Here is a 16,543-nt window from a genome sequence, read left to right as displayed (position 1 = left end):
CTCGGACCGGGGCTGCCCCAACCCTGTCGAAGAGCCCATGACGCCCAGCGACTTCAACGCCTTCTGTCGCTCGCTGCCCCACACGACCCACGTCGTCCAGTGGGGCGGGGCGGACGTGTGGAAGGTCGGGGGCAAGATGTTCGCCACCATGTGGGCGGGCGACGATCCCTATGCCGGGATCACCTTCAAGGCCTCGCCGATGAGCTACGAGCTGCTCAGGACCGAGCCGGGCCTGCGACCCGCGCCCTATCTCGCCTCGCGCGGCCTCAAGTGGATCCAGCGCGTGTCCGACGAGAGCATGAGCGACGACGATCTCAGGCTGTACCTGAAGCACAGCTACGACCTGGTCTTCGCGGGGTTGCCGCGCAAGACACGGATCGCGCTGGGCGGCGCGGACGCGGTCGTCAGCCGGCCGTCGGCTTCGCGGCGCGGTCCCGCGTCAGGCCGAGGAACACGGCGAGGATGATCGCCATCACCAGCCCGACCAGGAGCAGGCTGGTGTCGTTGGCGATCCCGGTCCCGGTCACGACCACCCCCACGATGAGCGGCCCGAGGACGAGGCCGAAATCCCCCGCGGCCCGCAGCGCGCCCATGGTGACGCCGTTGGGCCCCGACGACTGCTCGATGGCGAAGGCGGAGCAGGCCGTGGTCAGGACGCTGCCACTGGCCCCCAGCAGGAACACGCCGATCCAGAGCGCCGGCGCCTTCAGCCAGAGACCCATGAACACGACGGCGGCGATCGACAGCAGCGCGCCCGCCACGGTGCTCGGCCAGGCACCCCACTTGTCGATGGCCAGCGACACCGAGGGCAGGGCGATGAACTGGCCCACCGCGCCGGTGGTCAGCAGCAGGCCCACGGTGCTTGGGCCATAGTGGAAGAGGTCCCGGGCCATGATCGGGACCATCTGCCAGTTGGAGACGACGCGGCCGAAATAGGCGCCGAACATGAGCGCGCAGACCGCGGCGAAAGGGGCGTGCCGCAGGATCGCCAGGACCCCGGGGCGTGGCCCCGAGGCGGAGCCAGGACCCTCCTGCAGGCGCCGCGTCTCCTTGAGCAGGAGCAGCGCGGGAAATCCCCCGGCTGCGATCACGGTGCCCTGGGCGATGAACGGACCGGTCGGCCCGAAGAGGTCGGCGAGCACGCCGCCCGCCCCGGGACCCAGCGAGATGCCGGCGAGCAGGCCCGCCTGGTAGTAGCCCATCAGCCGTCCCCGGTTGGCGGGCGTGGCGATGTCCGCGACGGAGGCGAGGGCTGCCGTCACGTAGAGCGACGAACCGGCTCCGTTCAGGAAGAGGCACGCCGCCAGCGCCGGGATCGAGTCGACCAGGGCCGCCGCGAAGGACGTCACCGTCAGCAAGGCGAGGCCGGCGGCCATCACCGCACGCCGGCCGAAGCGTTCGGACGCGCTGCCCGCCGGCACGTTGACGATCAGTCGCGCCGCGCCGAAGGCGGACAGCAGGAGGCCCGAGGCCGCCGCTCCGCCGCCGTGGCGCTCGGCGAAGAGCGGCAGCACGGGGATCATCATGCCCATGCCAATCGTCACGAAGAACACGATGACGAGGATGGGGAGGATCCGCAGGTCGAACCCGGCGACCTTCGGCGATGACGTCATGTCGGCGCGATCCTGCGTGGCACTGCATGGCCCTCCCGCACACACAGACAGATTTCTCAGGCGGGGTCGAGGGCGCGGGCCATCCATGGATGATCGGTCCGCCATGCGGCGCGCGCGGGCGTGTGCGGGGCCGCACATCGGCCAGGACGGGGCCGTGCGAGGGTTAATCCATCGAAAGGAACCGCACCGATGACCGCTCTCCTGAACATCCTGATGTCCGCCCTGACCACGATGGCCGCCACGGTGAGCGTCGACTGCGGCCAGTTCGTCGAGACGGTCGAGGGCTGAGCCCGACCTGCTGGCCGGATTGGCAATCGGCAATCCTGCTGCCTAGAAACTAGACAGAACTCGCGTCCCCTCCCGAGCCGCCGTCCCTGGGCCCCATGGCCCGGAACTTGCGACCCCGGCTCCACCGACACTTCCTGGAGGGGAAAAAGACATGACAGTGCGTTGGGCCATGACCGGGGCAGCCATGCTCCTGGCCTCTTCTTTCCTGGCGACCGCTTCCACCGGCGCCCTGGCGCAAGGCACCTTGCGGATCGGCATGACCGCATCCGACATTCCGCTCACCACCGGCCAGACCGACAACGGCGGCGAGGGTCAGCGCTTCCTGGGCTTCACGGCCTACGACGCCCTGGTGAACTGGGACCTTTCGAGCGCGACAAAGCCGTCGGACCTCGTGCCCGGCCTGGCGACCTCCTGGACCACCGACGCGACCGACAAGACCAAGTGGACGTTCAAGCTCCGCGACGGCGTCAAGTTCCACGACGGCAGCGCCTTCACCGCCGACGCGGTGGTGTGGAACCTCGACAAGCTGCTGACCAAGGAGTCGCCGCAGTTCGACCCGCGCCAGTCGGCCCAGGGTCGCTCGCGCATCCCGGCCATCGCCAGCTACAAGGCGGTCGATCCGCTCACGGTCGAGATCGTCACCAAGACGCCCGACGCGACGCTGCCCTACCAACTCGCCTGGATCATGATGTCCTCGCCCGCCAACTGGGAGAAGCAGGGCAAGAACTGGGACAACGTGGCGAAGTCGCCCTCGGGCACGGGCCCGTGGAAGATCGTCAACTTCGTGCCGCGCGAGCGCGTCGAGCTCGTTCCGAACCCCGACTACTGGGACAAGCCGCGCATCCCCAAGCTCGACAAGATGGTCCTGGTGCCGTTGCCGGAAGCCAACGCCCGCGTCGCCGCGTTGCGCTCGGGCCAGGTCGACTGGATCGAGGCGCCGGCTCCGGATGCCGTCGAGTCGCTGAAGAAGGCCGGCTTCGACATCGTCACGAACTCCTACCCCCACAACTGGACCTGGCACCTGTCGCGCGTCGAGGGGTCGCCCTGGAACGACATCCGCGTCCGCAAGGCGGCGAACCTCGCGATCGATCGCCAGGGCCTGAAGGAACTGCTGGCCGGCATGATGATCCCGGCGGAAGGCTTCTTCCCGCCCGGGCACCAGTGGTTCGGCAAGCCGAGCTTCAAGCTCACCTATGACCCGGCCGCGGCGAAGAAGCTGCTCGCCGAGGCCGGCTACAGCCCCGAGAAGCCGCTCAAGACGAAAATCCTGATCTCGGCCTCGGGCTCGGGTCAGATGCAGCCGCTGCCGATGAACGAGTTCGTGCAGCAGAACCTCGCCGAGGTCGGCATCAAGGTCGACTTCGAGGTGGTGGAGTGGAACACCCTCATCAACATCTGGCGTGCGGGCGCCAAGCACGAGAGCTCGCGCGGCGGCACGGGCATGAACTACACCTACTTCATCCAGGACCCGTTCACCGGCTTCATCCGCCACCTGCAGTGCGACCTGCAGCCGCCGGCCGGCACCAACTGGGGCCACTATTGCGACCCCGAGATGGACAAGCTCTTCGCCGAGGTTCGCAACACCTTCGACCCGAAGGCGCAGACGGCCATCCTGCAGAAGATCCACGAGAAATACGTGGATGACGCCCTGTTCCTCATGGTCACGCACGACGTCAACCCGCGTGCCATGAGCGGCAAGGTGAAGGGCTTCGTGCAGGCCCAGAACTGGTTCCAGGACTTCTCGCCGATCACCATGGCGAAGTGAGCCTGACGACCAGGGCTCCATCTCTCCACCGTCATGGCCGGGCTTGGCCCGGCCATCCACGACTTCGGCGCCGCTGCAGCGAAGTCGTGGGTCCCGGGCCAAGCCCGGGGATGACGGCTGAGAGAGACAGCGCGGCCTCAACCAGATCGCCCGGACCTCGCAATGCTCTTCTACACCGCCAAGCGCTTCGTGCTGATGCTGCCCGTGGCGATCGGCGTCAGCCTCGTCTGTTTCCTGCTGGTGCACCTGGCGCCCGGCGACCCGCTGTCGGCGGTGCTGCCGACCGATGCCTCGGCCGAGACGCAGGCCGAGATGCGCAAGCTCTACGGCTTCGACAAGCCTTTGCCGGTCCAGTACGGCCTGTGGCTCGGCCGGGTGCTGCAGGGTGACCTCGGCGTCTCGATCGCGTCGGGCCGCCCGGTCGCCGGCGAAGTCATCAACGCCGTCGAGAACTCGCTCGTGCTGGCCGCCGCGGCGACGCTGATCGGCTTCGTGCTCGGCAGCCTGCTCGGACTGCTGGGCGGCTACTTCCGCGGCACGATCATCGACCGGCTCTCCTCCTTCACGGCCGTGCTCGGCGTCAGCGTCCCGCACTACTGGCTCGGCATGGTGCTGGTCATCATCTTCTCGGTGCAGCTCAACTGGCTGCCGGCGACCGGCGGCGGGCCGCAGGGCTCCGACAGCAAGGGCCTCAACTGGGACTACATCCGCTTCCTCGTGCTGCCTGCGATCACCATGTCGGTGATCCCGATGGGCATCGTGGCCCGCACGGTGAAGGCGCTCGTCGCCGAGATCCTGAACCAGGAATTCGTGCAGGCGCTGGCGGCCAAGGGCCTCACCGAGCGGGGCGTCTTCCGCCACGTCATCAAGAACGCCGCGCCCACCGCGCTCGCCGTCATGGGCCTTCAACTCGGCTACCTGCTCGGCGGCTCGATCCTGATCGAGACGGTGTTCTCGTGGCCCGGGACCGGCTTCCTGCTGAACGCCGCGATCTTCCAGCGCGACCTGCCGCTGCTGCAGGGCACGATCCTCGTGCTGGCCATCTTCTTCGTGGTCCTGAACCTCCTCGTCGACGTGGTCCAGACCGCCATCGATCCCCGCGTGCAGAGGGCCTGACATGTCCGCCGTCGCCTCCGCCGGCACCTCCCTGGCCGCGCCCGTCGCCCGCTCTCCCGGCTACTGGTCCGGCGTGCTGCGCCGCCTCAGCCGCGACAAGGTCGCGATGGTGGCGCTCGTCATCATCCTGGCCATCGTGCTCATGGCGATCTTCGCGCCCTATTTGGCGCCGGCCGACCCGGCCAAGGGCTCGATGCTGCGCCGCCTGCGCCCGATCGGCACGCCAAACTATCCCCTCGGCGCCGACGAACTGGGCCGCGACATGCTCTCGCGCCTCATCTATGGCGCCCGCCTGTCGCTGATCATGGGCGTCACGCCTGTGCCCATCGCCTTCGTCATCGGCGGTGCGCTGGGCATCATCGCGGGCTTTGCCGGCGGCGTCGTGAACACGCTAATCATGCGTACGATCGACGTGTTCTACGCCTTCCCCTCGGTGCTGCTGGCCGTGGCGCTGTCGGGCGCGCTGGGCGCGGGGCTCGGCAACGCGCTCGTGTCGCTCACCCTCGTGTTCATTCCGCCTATCGCGCGCGTCGCTGAGAGCGTGACGACGCAGGTGCGAGGGCTCGACTACATCGATGCCGCAAGAGCGTCGGGAGCGGGCGCGCTGACCATCATCCGCGTGCACGTGCTCGGCAACGTGCTGGGGCCGATCTTCGTCTACGCCACGAGCCTCGTGTCGGTGTCGATGATCCTGGCCTCGGGCCTCTCCTTCCTCGGCCTGGGCGTGCGTCCGCCGGAGCCCGAATGGGGCCTGATGCTGAACACGCTCCGCACGGCGATCTACACGCAGCCCCTCGTCGCGGCGCTGCCCGGCCTGATGATCTTCATCACCTCCGTGTCCTTCAACATGCTCTCCGACGGCCTGCGCACCGCCATGGAGGTCAAATGAGCGCCTTCCCGGCAACGGAAGACCGCGGCGGCCCGGCCCAGCCGCTGCTCACGGTCCGCGACCTCGTCAAGCACTTCCCCGTGCGCGGCAAGGGCTGGCTCGGCAAACGCGCCGTGGTGCGCGCGGTCGACGGCGTCTCGTTCGACATCCTGAAGGGCGAGACGCTCGGCATCGTCGGGGAGAGCGGCTGCGGCAAGTCGACGACGGCGCGCCTGCTCATGCACCTCATCGGCCCCGACAGCGGCGAGATGGTCTTCGACGGCGAATCCGTGGGCGACACCCTGGCGCTCTCGGCCTATCGCCGGCAGGTCCAGATGGTGTTCCAGGACAGCTACGCCTCGCTGAACCCGCGCCTCACCATCGAGGACTCGATCGCCTTCGCGCCCAAGGTCCACGGCGTCCCTGCGGCGACGGCGCGGGCCCGCGCCCACGACCTGCTGCATCGCGTCGGCCTGGAGCCCGGGCGGTTCGCCGGCCGCTACCCCCACGAGCTTTCGGGCGGCCAGCGCCAGCGCGTCAACATCGCCCGCGCGCTGGCGCTCGAGCCGCGCCTCGTCATCCTCGACGAAGCGGTCTCGGCGCTCGACAAGTCGGTCGAGGCCCAGGTGCTGAACCTGCTGCAGGATCTGAAGCGCGACTTCGGCCTGACCTACGTCTTCATCTCCCATGACCTCAACGTGGTCCGCTACATGGTGGACCGGGTGATGGTCATGTATCTCGGCAAGGTCGCCGAGATCGGGGAGGGGGAGGCCGTGTTCTCCGCCCCCGCGCATCCCTACACCTCGGCGCTGCTCGCCTCGATGCCGACCATGGACCCGACCCGGCGCATCGGCGAGGCACCGCTCTCCGGCGACCCGCCGAACCCCATCGACCCGCCGCCCGGCTGCCGCTTCCACACGCGCTGCCGCTTCGCCGAGGCCGTCTGCTCCACCGTCGATCCGGCCCTGGCCGTAGCCGGCGCCGAGCATCGCGCAGCCTGCCTGATGCTGGCGCCCGGCTCCGGCCATGGCCGGGCCCCCGCCGCGGAGCTTGCCGCATGACCAACGCCGTCGAGATCGAGAACCTCGTCGTCGAGTTCACCGGCGGGTCGCGGCCCGTCCGCGCGCTCGACGGCATCAGCCTGTCGCTGAAGCAGGGGGAGGTGCTGGCGCTGCTGGGCGAGTCCGGGTCGGGGAAGAGCGTGACGCTGCGCTCGCTCCTGCGCCTGCACAATCCCAAGCGCAGCCGGACCTCCGGCAAGGTCACGGTGAGCGGGCGCGACGTGAACGCGCTCGACGCCGACGCCCTCGCGGACCTGCGCGGCGGCGTCGTCTCCATGGTCTTCCAGGAGCCGATGCTGGCGCTCGACCCGGTCTATACGGTCGGCGAGCAGATCGCCGAGGCGGTGGTCCGGCACGAGGGCGTGTCGAAGGCAGAGGCCCGGGCCCGGGCGCTGGCGCTGTTCGAGCGCGTGCGTATTCCCTCGCCCGAGCGGCGGCTCGACGCCTACCCGCACGAGATGTCGGGCGGGATGCGCCAGCGGGCCATGATCGCGCTGGCGCTCGCCTGCAAGCCGAGCGTGCTGCTCGCCGACGAGCCCACGACCGCGCTCGACGCCACCGTCCAGATCCAGATTCTGCTGCTCCTGCGCGAATTGCAGCGGGAGTTCGGGCTGTCGATCATCTTCGTCACCCACGACATCGGCGTGGCGGTGGAAATCGCCGACCGGGTGGCCGTGATGTATGCCGGGCGGATCGTCGAGACAGGGCCGGTCGCGGCGCTTCTGCACGATGCCCGCCACCCCTACACGCGCGGCCTCCTGGCCTCGCGCGTCGAACGCGTCGCCCGCGGCGAGCGGCTGGAAACGATCCCTGGCTCGCCGCCCGACCTCGCCGCCCTGCCGCCGGGGTGCGCCTTCGGCCCGCGCTGCAGCCGCGCCACGTCCGCCTGCCAGACGACGCCCCCCGAGCTGATGGTCGATGGACAGGGCAGGGCGGTTGCGTGCTTCAATGCCATGACGCCTGCGGAATGAGCTCATGCGCCTCGTCCTGATCAACCCGAACACCAACGCCGTCACCACGACGCTCATGGTCGGCATCGCCCGCGAGAGCGCTCCGCCGGATGTGCGCATCGACGGCCTGACGGTGCGCCAGGGCGTGCCACTGATCACCAACCCCGAGATGCTGCGCCGGGCCGCCTGGTCGGTCACCGAGACGCTGGCCGACGCGGACCTGAAGGGGGCGTCCGGCGTCATCGTCGCCGCCTTCGGGGATCCCGGCCTGCAGCAGGTGCGCGCCTCCTGCCCCTGCCCGGTGACGGGCATCGCCGAGGCCGGCATGGCCGAAGCCGCCGAGGGCGGCCGGCGCTTCGCCGTCGTCACCACGACGCCCGAGCTCTCCGGGTCCATCGCCACGACCGCCGCCGGCTACGGCCACGCGCCGTTCTTCGCCGGCGTGGTGCTGACCGAAGGCGAGCCCGCGCGGCTCATGGCCGACCCGGACCGCCTCACCGAAGCCCTGCACGGCGCCTGCCGCCGCGCCATCGACGAGCATGGGGCCGAGGCGATCGTCATCGGCGGCGGCCCCTTGGCGCGGGCGGCACGGACGCTGGCGGCGCTGCTGTCCTGCCCCGTGATCGAGCCGGTGCCCGCCGCGGTGCGGCTCGCGATCCGGCGGGCCGGCGAGGCGCGCTCGGCCGTGGCGTGATGCTGCTACAGGGCTGGCCCTGATTGAAACGTATCGCAACGAATGGGTCGTCATGCCCGGGCTTGGCCCGGGCACCCACGACTAAAGCTTTCAACCATTGAGCCGGGCCAAGCCCGGCCAAGACGGCGGAGAGGTTAGGGCTAGTCCAACCGCATCACGGAAAGCGCCAGCGCCTGCGCGCAGGGCACCAGCGTGTCGAGGTCGCAGAACTCTTCCGGCGTGTGGCCGTGTCCGCCGACCGGGCCGACGCTGCACAGGGTCGGGCAGCCCTGGGCCGCGGTGAGGCCGGAATCGGCGCAGCCGCCGCCGAACACCGCCTCGACCTCGAAGCCGAGCTGGCGCGCGGCGCCCTGGTAGACGGTCAGCATCTTGCGGGACTCCTCGCTCTGCTCCAGGGGCAGGAACTCGCCGGAGATGGTGAGCGTGGCGGTGGCGCCCTTCACCGTGCAGGTCTCGACGATGGCACGGATCGCGTCGATGGCCGGCTGGCGCTGGGCCGCCGTCACGTAGCGCAGGTCGATCTCGGCGGAGGCCCACGGCGCCACCGTGTTGACCGTCTGGCCGCCCTTGATGGTGCCGACGTTCACGGTGATGCCGGCCGGCAGGTCCGTGAGCTTGTGCAACTGGATGACCTTGCGCGCGATCTCCTCGATGGCCGAGATGCCACGCTCGTAGAAGGCGCCCGAATGCGAGGCCTTGCCGACCACGTCCATCACCATGAACACGCCGCCCTTGCGGCCCTTGGTGATCTGGTGCGGTGCCTGGCTGGGCTCGGAATTGAACACGGCACGCGCCCCGCGCGCCTCCGCCTCGATGACGGGGCGGGAGGAGGGCGAGGCGATTTCCTCGTCGCTCGTCACCAGCATGGCAATGGGTGCCGGATGGCCGCCGAGCTTCGCGAAGGCGGCGAGCACGAAGGCGTTCATGACGAGCCCGGACTTCATGTCGGCGACGCCCGGCCCATAGGCGAGGTTGCCCTTCACGGTGAAGGGCCGGCGCTGCGGCTCGCCCTTGGGAAACACCGTGTCGCGGTGGCCGAGCAACACGATCGGGCGCTGGTCGTTGGTCGTCGCGTGCGGAAGCTCGGCCCGGATGGCCTCGCCGAAGCGGTCATGCGGCGTGGTGGTGGGCTCCAGCCCGATCGAACGGAAGAACCGCTTCAGCACCTCGCCCGCGGCGTCCACGCCAGCCTTGTCGTAGGTGCCGCTGTCGGTGTTCACGAGCTCTTCGAGGAGGGCGACCATGGCGGGACGCTGGCTGGCGAGCCACGCGGTGATGGCCTGTTCCTGGGCTGACATGCGGACGTCCAATGCTGGTGAAGAAAGGGGCCGCCGATTTCTACCTCAATCCCGCCGGCGATCTAGCCGTCCGAAACGTCGAGCAGGGCAGCGAGGGTCGCATGGAGAACCGGCGCGAAAGGGTTGGCCACCGTCACGCCGGCCCATGTGAATCCGTCCTGCATGTCCTCCGAGAGGAGCAGCCGGCAGCCGCCGTGAGAGGCCGCCGCCAGAATGGTCGCGTCCCAGATCGACAGGCGATGATCGGTTGCCAGATCGACCGCAGCGGCCATCACCTCCGGCGTCGTCGGCACGCGAGCGAAGGTGTCCGTCCACGACAGGAGCGTCTCGCGCGCCTCCGCAGGGGTCCGCCCCGCCTTTCTCACCAGGACATTGAAGAGCTCGCCGAGAACCTGCACGGGAACGACCACCGTGCCCGGAGAGAGGCGTTCCAGCAGATCGACGATCCGATCCCGCTTGTCGAGCCCGTTCACGCCCTCGGCATAGGCAAGGACGTTCGTGTCGAGAGCGACCCTCACCGGTCGTCGTAGAGCTCGTCGCGGGTCCAACGGCCGATCTCGACGGCAGGTTGGCTCCGCAGACGCGCAAGGAGGGCCGATTTCGCGCGGGATGCCACGCGGCCTTCCTGCTCGGCAGGAACGATCCGCGCGACCGGGCGGCCATGGCTCGTCACCACGTAGCTCTGCCCGTCGCGCACGCCTCGCAAGATTCGGGAAAAGCTGCGATTGGCATCGGCCGCGGACACAGGTTCATCCATCGCGCACACCATAGTAGTGATTATCACTAGAATAATTCGTTGCGGCCGGCGTGGCAAGAGTTCGAGCCCGCTGAGGGGCGGACGCCATCCCCGAGCCGGGGCAGGTCGTCGAGACCATCGTGATGCAACTCGTCCAGGTGGACCGCATCGCGGCCGAAAACGCGGGCGCGTTGGGGGCTGCGGACATCGAAAAGCTGATAGAGTCTGGTGGGCCTGGCAGCGTTGCGGAGCTGCGGCGTGGCCGGCCTCCGCCGCGCCACGCACGAGCCCATCCGGAAGGACCCTGCGCATGCTCGAGATTGCCGAGTTCATCAACCCGACGCCGTCACCCCTGTGGAAGCTCGCCAGGCAGGCCGGCGTGGACCTCGCCGTCGGAGGCCTGCCGTTCGACAGCGTGAGGCAGGGGGAGGCGCCCTGGGAGTTCGAGCCGCTGCGCCGAATGAAGGAGCAGTACGAGGCCGGCGGCTTCAAGCTCGTCGTCATCGAGGCTCGCCCGCCGCTCAACAAGGCCAAGCGCGGGCTGCCCGGCCGCGACGAGGAGATTGCCACGGTCTGCACCCTCCTGGAGAACATGGGCAAGCTGGGCATCCCGGTCTGGTGCTACGAGTGGATGGCCGACTTCAACTGGGTGCGCACCAACACGAGCAAGCCCTCGCGCGGCGGCTCCATGGTGACGAGCTTCGACGTCAACGAGCTGCCCAAAGAGCCGACCGAGTTGGGGTCGATCAGCGAGGAGGAGCTCTGGGTGAACCTCGAGTACTTCCTCACGAAGGTCCTGCCGGTGGCCGAGGCCAACAACGTCAAGCTCTCCATGCATCCCGACGACCCACCGCTGTCGCCCATTCGCGGGGTTGGCCGGATCATGCGCAGCATCGACAACTTCCGGCGTCTCGTCGCCATGATGCCCAGCAGGCACAACACCGTGACGCTGTGCCAGGGCAATTTCACCCTCATGACGGACGACCTGCCGTCGGCGATCCGCTCGTTCGGCAAGGCCATCTCCTTCGTGCATTTCCGCGACGTCCGCGGGACGCCGACCAGCTTCGAGGAGACCTGGCACGACGCCGGCAAGACCGACATGCTGGCCTGCATGCGCGCCTATCGCGACATCGGATTCGACGGCGTCCTGCGCCCGGACCACGTGCCGACCGTCGAAGGCGACAGCAACGAGAACGCCGGCTACTCGTCGTTCGGACGGCTGTATGCCATCGGCTACATCCGCGGCCTGCACGAGGCCGTCTACCGCGGCTGAGAACGGGGTCCGCGACCCCCTACAGCCGTCCTGCCCGGGCCTGGCCCTTGGGCATCCACACACGATTTTCGAAGGTCGGGCGCGTTCTCCCTTTCCTGCAGGGGAGGGAGAACGCCCTGCGCCAAGCGGGTCGCTCACAGGGGAACTTGCGCAGCCCGCTTTTTGACGGCACAATTCCATAAATCGCAACGCCAGTTCCAAATTTCGGAACTTTCTGCCATGACGATCCTGGACGCCGCATCCGACGTGCTGCGCTGCTTCACCGCCGAAAGGCGTGAGCTGACGGTGACGGACGTGTGCGCGCTCCGCGGAGCCCCCAAGAGCTCCACCTCCAGGTTGCTCCGGGCCATGCGCGATGCCGGCCTGCTGGAGACGGTGGGCGATTCGAAGCGCTACCGGCCCAGCATCCTCCTGTTCGAACTCGGCCAGGCCTATCGCGCCGGGTCCACCCTGCTGGCGCGTGCCCACGAGGTGGTGTCGGGCATCGTCGATCAGGTCGGTCACACCGGCTATGTCTCGATGCGCGAGGGCCTGGACGTCATGGGGCTCGCCTACATGGCGGGCCGCAACATCCTGCGCGTCGGCACGCCCATCGGCCGCCGCCTTCCCCTTGCCGCCAGTGCCACGGGACGCACCCTGCTGGCACGGCTCGGCGACGACGAGATCCGCGCGCTCTATCCCGGTGCGCTGCCGCAGCCATCCCCGCTCGCGCCACGCGACCTCGACGAGCTGCTGGCGCGTATCGCCACGGTGCGTGCCCGCGGCTACGAGGTGTCGGATGGCGAGGCCAATCCGGGCGTGGGGGCCATCGCGTCGGCGGTGGGCGATCCCGACACGGGCGAGGTGGTGAGCCTCTGCGTCACCTATCCGGCCGCGACCGTGACGCCGGCCGAACGAAGCCAGATCATCGACGGACTCGTGGACGGCGCCTGCGCCATCGCCACGGTCCTGGGAGACACGCGTTGCGCGGCACTCATCGCCCGTGGCGCAGACAAGTAAGGACGACGAGGCCATGACACAGGCGCGCTGGCGGATCGGGTTCGACATCGGCGGGACCTTCACCGACTTCATCCTCTTGGACGGGGAGGGCGGCCGCATCATCCTGCACAAGCGCCTCACCACCCCGCACGATCCCTCGGAGGCGGCCCTGATCGGCCTCGAGGAGATCGTCGAGATGGGCGGCATCGGCTTTGCCGACGTCGGCGAGATCGTCCACGGCACGACGCTGGTGACCAACACCGTCATCGAGCGCAACGGCGCCAAGCTCGGCCTCATCACCACCGAGGGCTTCCACGACATCCTCGAGATGGGCACGGAGCAGCGCTACGACATCTACGACCTGTTCCTGCAGTTCCCCGAGCCCTTCGTGCCGCGTTCGCGCCGCATCGGCGTGCCCGAGCGCATGGACCGCGACGGCAACGTGGTCGTCGCGCTCGACGCGGCGAAGGTGCGCGCCGCGCTGCGCGGCTTCGTCGCCGAGGGCGTGCAGGCCGTGGCCGTCTGCTTCCTGCACAGCTACCGCAACCCCGCCCACGAGAAGCTCGTCGGCGAGATCGCCCGCAAGGAATTCCCGCAGCTCAGCGTGTCGCTCTCGCACGAGGTCGTCGCCGAGCTCTGGGAGTATCAGCGCTGCGTCACGACCTGCGCCAACGCCTATGTCCAGCCGCTGATGGACCGCTACGTCGAGCGGCTCGAGAACGAGCTCGCCCGGCGCGGCTTCACCGGCGCGCTGCGCCTCATGCACTCAGCCGGTGGCCTCGTGTCGCCCGCCGCGGCGCGGGCCTTCCCGATCCGCCTTCTGGAGTCCGGTCCTGCCGGCGGCGGCCTCGCCACGGCGCTCTTCGGCGAACTCGCCGGCAAGAAGGACGTCATCTCCTTCGACATGGGCGGCACGACCGCCAAGGCCTGCATGATCGAGGACGGCCGCGCCGAGATCGCCCCCATGATGGAAGCGGGCCGCGTCCACCGCTTCAAGAAGGGCTCCGGCCTGCCCATCAAGGCGCCCGTCATCGACATGATCGAGATCGGCGCCGGGGGCGGATCCATCGCCGCCATCGACGAGGTGGGCCTGCTCAAGGTCGGCCCGCATTCAGCGGGCTCCGATCCGGGCCCCGCCTGCTACGGCATGGGCGGCACCAAGCCCACCGTCACCGACGCCAACCTGGTGCTCGGCTACTACGACCCCGGCTTCTTCCTGGGCGGGCGCATGACGCTCGACCTCGAAGCCGCCCGCCGCGCCATGGCGACCGTCGCCGAGCCGCTCGGCCTCAGCGTCGAGGAGGCGGCGGCCGGCATCCACAAGGTCGTCATCGAGGGCATGGCCGCGGCTGCCCGCGTGCACCTCGTCGAGAAAGGCAAGGACCCGCGCAACTACGCCATGGTCGGCTTCGGCGGCGCCGGTCCGGCCCATGCGGCCGAGGTGGCCCGCGCGCTGGGCGTCGGCGAACTCATCGTGCCGCCGGCCTCAGGCGCGGCGTCCGCGCTCGGCTTCCTCGCCGCGCCGCTCTCCTTCGAGATCGTCCGCTCCATGCCCGTGGTGCTGGCCGAGGGCTTCGACGCCGCCGGCGTCAACACGCTGCTGGCCTCCGTCGAGGAAGAGGCGCGCCGGCCCCTCGTCGAGGCGGGCATCGCCGTCGCCGACATCACCGCCGAGCGGTCCGCCGACATGCGCCTCGTCGGCCAGATGCACGACATCGCCGTGCCGCTGCCGTCCGGCGCCATCACGGCCGAAAGCCTCGCCGCCATCCGCGAGGGCTTCGACCGGGTCTACACCAGCCGCTACACCAAGCCGCCGGAAGGCGCCCGCATCGAGGCGATCAACTTCCGCGTCCGCTGCCTCGGCCCCGTGCCGCAGCTTACCCTCAACGGCGCCACCGGCGGTGGCGACGCGTCCGCCAAGCAGAAGAGCGTACGCACGGCCTGGTTCGACGGCAGGGCCGTCGAGACGCCCGTCTACGACCGCTACGCGCTCGTCCCCGGGGACAGCTTCCCGGGTCCGGCCATCATCGAGGAGCGCGAGGCGACCACCGTCGTGCTGCCGGGCGACACGGTGTCGATCGACGAGACGCTCAACATCCGCGTCACCGTCGGCGTTGCCCCGCCGGTCGAGGTGCGGGTGAGCAAGGACACGCCGGTCGCCCAGGCCGCGGCCCTCATCGAGTCCGACCCGATCGCGCTCGAGATCATGTGGAGCCGCCTGGTCACCGTCGTCGAGGAGATGTGGCTGACCGTCTGCCGCACGGCGTTCTCGCTGGTGATCTCCGAGGCGCAGGACTTCGCCTGCGAGCTGCTCGATCCGGAAGGCGAGACGCTGGCCCACTCGCCGCGCGCCATGCCGGTCTTTAATTTGACGCTGCCGCGCGCCGTGAAGGCGCTGCTCGAGCGCTACCCGGCCCACACGCTGAAGCCGGGCGACGTGCTCGTCACCAACGACCCGTGGCTGTGCGCAGGGCATCTCTTCGACATCGCCGTCGTGACGCCGTGCTTCCGGGACGGGCGCGTCGTCGGCTTGCTCGGCACGGTCGGGCACGTGTCCGACATCGGCGGCACCAAGGATTCGCTCAGGGCCCGCGAGATCTACGAAGAGGGCTTCCAGATCCCGCCGATGAAGCTCTACGAGGCGGGCGTTCCCAACGAGACGCTGCACCGTCTCCTCAACGAGAACGTCCGCAACGGAGAGCAGGTCCTGGGCGACCTCCATTCCTTCGTGGCGGCCAACGCGCTTGGCGCCGAGCGACTGCTGGCCTTCATGGACGACTACGGCATGCACGATCTGCGGGCGCTCGCCGCCGTCGTGCAGGGCCGGTCCGAGAAGGCGATGCGCGACGCCATCGCCGCGATCCCGGACGGCGACTACACGTCCGAGATCTGGAACAACCCGCTCGGCACGCCGATGCGCTATCCCGTGAAGCTCACCGTCGCCGGCGACAGCATCGCGGTCGACTTCGACGGCGCCCCGCCGCAGCTGCCGCAGGGCGGACTGAACTCGACGCTGAACTACACGGCCGCGCACGCGACCTATCCGCTGAAGTGCATGCTGACGCCGAACGTGCGCGGCAATGCCGGCTGCTACCGGCCGTTCTCGGTGGCCGCGCCGGAAGGATCGATCCTCAACCCGAAACGTCCGGCCTCGGTCAACATCCGGACGCGGACCGGCTGGTACATCGCCCCGAACATCTTCCGCGCGCTCGCCGACGCGGCGCCCGCGCAGGTGCAGGCCTTCACCGGCCTGCCGGTCGCGGCCAACATCTACGGCCAGGACGGCGAGGGCCGGATCTACTCCGACCTCCTGTTCATGGGCGGCGGGCAGGGCGCCTCGGCGCGCGGCGACGGCAAGTCGGGACTGCTGTGGCCGACCTCGGCCGCCAACACCTCGATCGAGCTCTTCGAGGCGCGCGTGCCGGTGCTGGTGCTGGAGAAGACCTACGTCACCGACAGCGGCGGCCCGGGCAAGAACCGCGGCGGCCTGGGCCAGCGCGTGCGCCTGCGCAAGCTCGCCGACGACCAGCTCGCCACGCTGGTCGCCGTCTATCCCGAGGGCGTGAACAACATTCCGGACGGCCTCTTCGGCGGCCATGCGGGTGGCGCGGCCCAGGGGCGCGTGCTCGGCGCCGACGGATCGGTGGTGCGCGACTGCGGAACGGGCGAACTTGTCACGATCGACCGCGCCGACCACGTCGTCGAGGTGGTTCTGGCGGGCGGGGCCGGCTACGGCGACCCGCGCGCACGCAACCGTGATGACGTGGCCGACGATGTCGCCAACGGACGCGTTTCCGCCGACGCGGCGGCGCGCGACTATGGCATGGAACCTGCGAGCCTCGCGGCCGCGGAATGACGATGAATGCTCGTGCCCGATCCCAGCCCACGAAACGCTGGGATACA

14 protein-coding genes are annotated in these 16,543 nt (G+C 69.5%); 10 read left to right on the top strand and 4 right to left on the bottom strand.

The features are described from left to right. Positions 1-37 precede the first annotated feature (37 nt). Positions 38-466 carry an MmcQ/YjbR family DNA-binding protein gene (locus tag Q0Q47_RS08695; protein ID WP_367278222.1) on the top strand — a complete coding sequence of 143 codons (429 nt, stop codon included), beginning with the start codon at positions 38-40 and terminating at the stop codon, positions 464-466. On the opposite strand, the gene Q0Q47_RS08690 is transcribed toward Q0Q47_RS08695, so the two are convergent. Then, positions 405-1,613, bottom strand: a complete 1,209-nt coding sequence (locus tag Q0Q47_RS08690) for an MFS transporter (RefSeq protein ID WP_293857483.1) — start codon at positions 1,611-1,613, stop codon at positions 405-407. The two genes, Q0Q47_RS08695 and Q0Q47_RS08690, sit on opposite strands and share 62 nt — an antisense overlap. A gap of 472 nt (positions 1,614-2,085) precedes the next feature. Between Q0Q47_RS08690 and Q0Q47_RS08685 the strand changes: the two genes are divergently transcribed. From Q0Q47_RS08685 to Q0Q47_RS08660, 6 genes are all read left to right on the top strand, one after another. Then, positions 2,086-3,666: an ABC transporter substrate-binding protein gene (locus Q0Q47_RS08685; RefSeq protein ID WP_293857648.1), complete on the top strand. Its 1,581-nt coding sequence runs from the start codon at positions 2,086-2,088 to the stop codon at positions 3,664-3,666. A 162-nt stretch (positions 3,667-3,828) separates the two neighbouring features. Further along, positions 3,829-4,782: an ABC transporter permease gene (locus Q0Q47_RS08680; RefSeq protein WP_293857480.1), complete on the top strand. Its 954-nt coding sequence runs from the start codon at positions 3,829-3,831 to the stop codon at positions 4,780-4,782. Position 4,783: 1 nt separating this feature from the next. Continuing rightward, positions 4,784-5,671: an ABC transporter permease gene (locus Q0Q47_RS08675; RefSeq protein WP_293857477.1), complete on the top strand. Its 888-nt coding sequence runs from the start codon at positions 4,784-4,786 to the stop codon at positions 5,669-5,671. After that, positions 5,668-6,711: an ABC transporter ATP-binding protein gene (locus tag Q0Q47_RS08670; RefSeq protein ID WP_293857474.1), complete on the top strand. Its 1,044-nt coding sequence runs from the start codon at positions 5,668-5,670 to the stop codon at positions 6,709-6,711. Before Q0Q47_RS08675 ends, Q0Q47_RS08670 begins: the two co-directional genes overlap by 4 nt. Further along, the gene (locus tag Q0Q47_RS08665) at positions 6,708-7,682 is read left to right on the top strand and encodes an ABC transporter ATP-binding protein (protein WP_293857471.1); all 975 of its coding nucleotides are present in this window, start codon (positions 6,708-6,710) and stop codon (positions 7,680-7,682) included. The genes Q0Q47_RS08670 and Q0Q47_RS08665 overlap by 4 nt, the downstream gene beginning before the upstream one ends. 4 nt (positions 7,683-7,686) lie before the next feature. Further along, a complete protein-coding gene (locus Q0Q47_RS08660) occupies positions 7,687-8,355 on the top strand; it encodes an aspartate/glutamate racemase family protein (protein ID WP_293857468.1) in 669 nt (222 codons plus the stop codon). Between the two features lie 140 nt (positions 8,356-8,495). Here the strand turns inward: Q0Q47_RS08660 and Q0Q47_RS08655 are convergent, their stop codons facing one another. The 3 genes from Q0Q47_RS08655 to Q0Q47_RS08645 form a co-directional block, all read right to left on the bottom strand. Beyond that, complete coding sequence (locus tag Q0Q47_RS08655) at positions 8,496-9,653, bottom strand: M20 family metallopeptidase (protein WP_293857465.1); 1,158 nt, start codon at positions 9,651-9,653, stop codon at positions 8,496-8,498. A 62-nt stretch (positions 9,654-9,715) separates the two neighbouring features. Beyond that, complete coding sequence (locus Q0Q47_RS08650) at positions 9,716-10,171, bottom strand: PIN domain-containing protein (RefSeq protein ID WP_293857462.1); 456 nt, start codon at positions 10,169-10,171, stop codon at positions 9,716-9,718. Further along, entirely contained in the window at positions 10,168-10,410 is a 243-nt protein-coding gene (locus Q0Q47_RS08645) for a type II toxin-antitoxin system Phd/YefM family antitoxin (protein WP_293857459.1), read from the bottom strand. The genes Q0Q47_RS08650 and Q0Q47_RS08645 overlap by 4 nt, the downstream gene beginning before the upstream one ends. Before the next feature lie 289 nt (positions 10,411-10,699). Here Q0Q47_RS08645 and Q0Q47_RS08640 point away from each other — a divergent pair, with 289 nt between their 5' ends. The 3 genes from Q0Q47_RS08640 to Q0Q47_RS08630 all read left to right on the top strand — a co-directional run bounded on the left by Q0Q47_RS08640 (position 10,700) and on the right by Q0Q47_RS08630 (position 16,496). After that, complete coding sequence (locus tag Q0Q47_RS08640; RefSeq protein ID WP_293857456.1) at positions 10,700-11,662, top strand: mannonate dehydratase; 963 nt, start codon at positions 10,700-10,702, stop codon at positions 11,660-11,662. A 219-nt stretch (positions 11,663-11,881) separates the two neighbouring features. Then, complete coding sequence (locus tag Q0Q47_RS08635) at positions 11,882-12,661, top strand: IclR family transcriptional regulator (RefSeq protein ID WP_293857453.1); 780 nt, start codon at positions 11,882-11,884, stop codon at positions 12,659-12,661. Between the two features lie 13 nt (positions 12,662-12,674). Beyond that, on the top strand, positions 12,675-16,496 hold the full coding sequence (locus tag Q0Q47_RS08630; RefSeq protein ID WP_293857450.1) for a hydantoinase B/oxoprolinase family protein: 3,822 nt from the start codon (positions 12,675-12,677) through the stop codon (positions 16,494-16,496). Positions 16,497-16,543 lie beyond the last annotated feature (47 nt).

Source organism: uncultured Alsobacter sp. (assembly GCF_945952055.1).
Classification (GTDB): domain Bacteria; phylum Pseudomonadota; class Alphaproteobacteria; order Rhizobiales; family Beijerinckiaceae; genus Alsobacter.
This window is presented reverse-complemented; position numbering and strand designations above follow the sequence as displayed.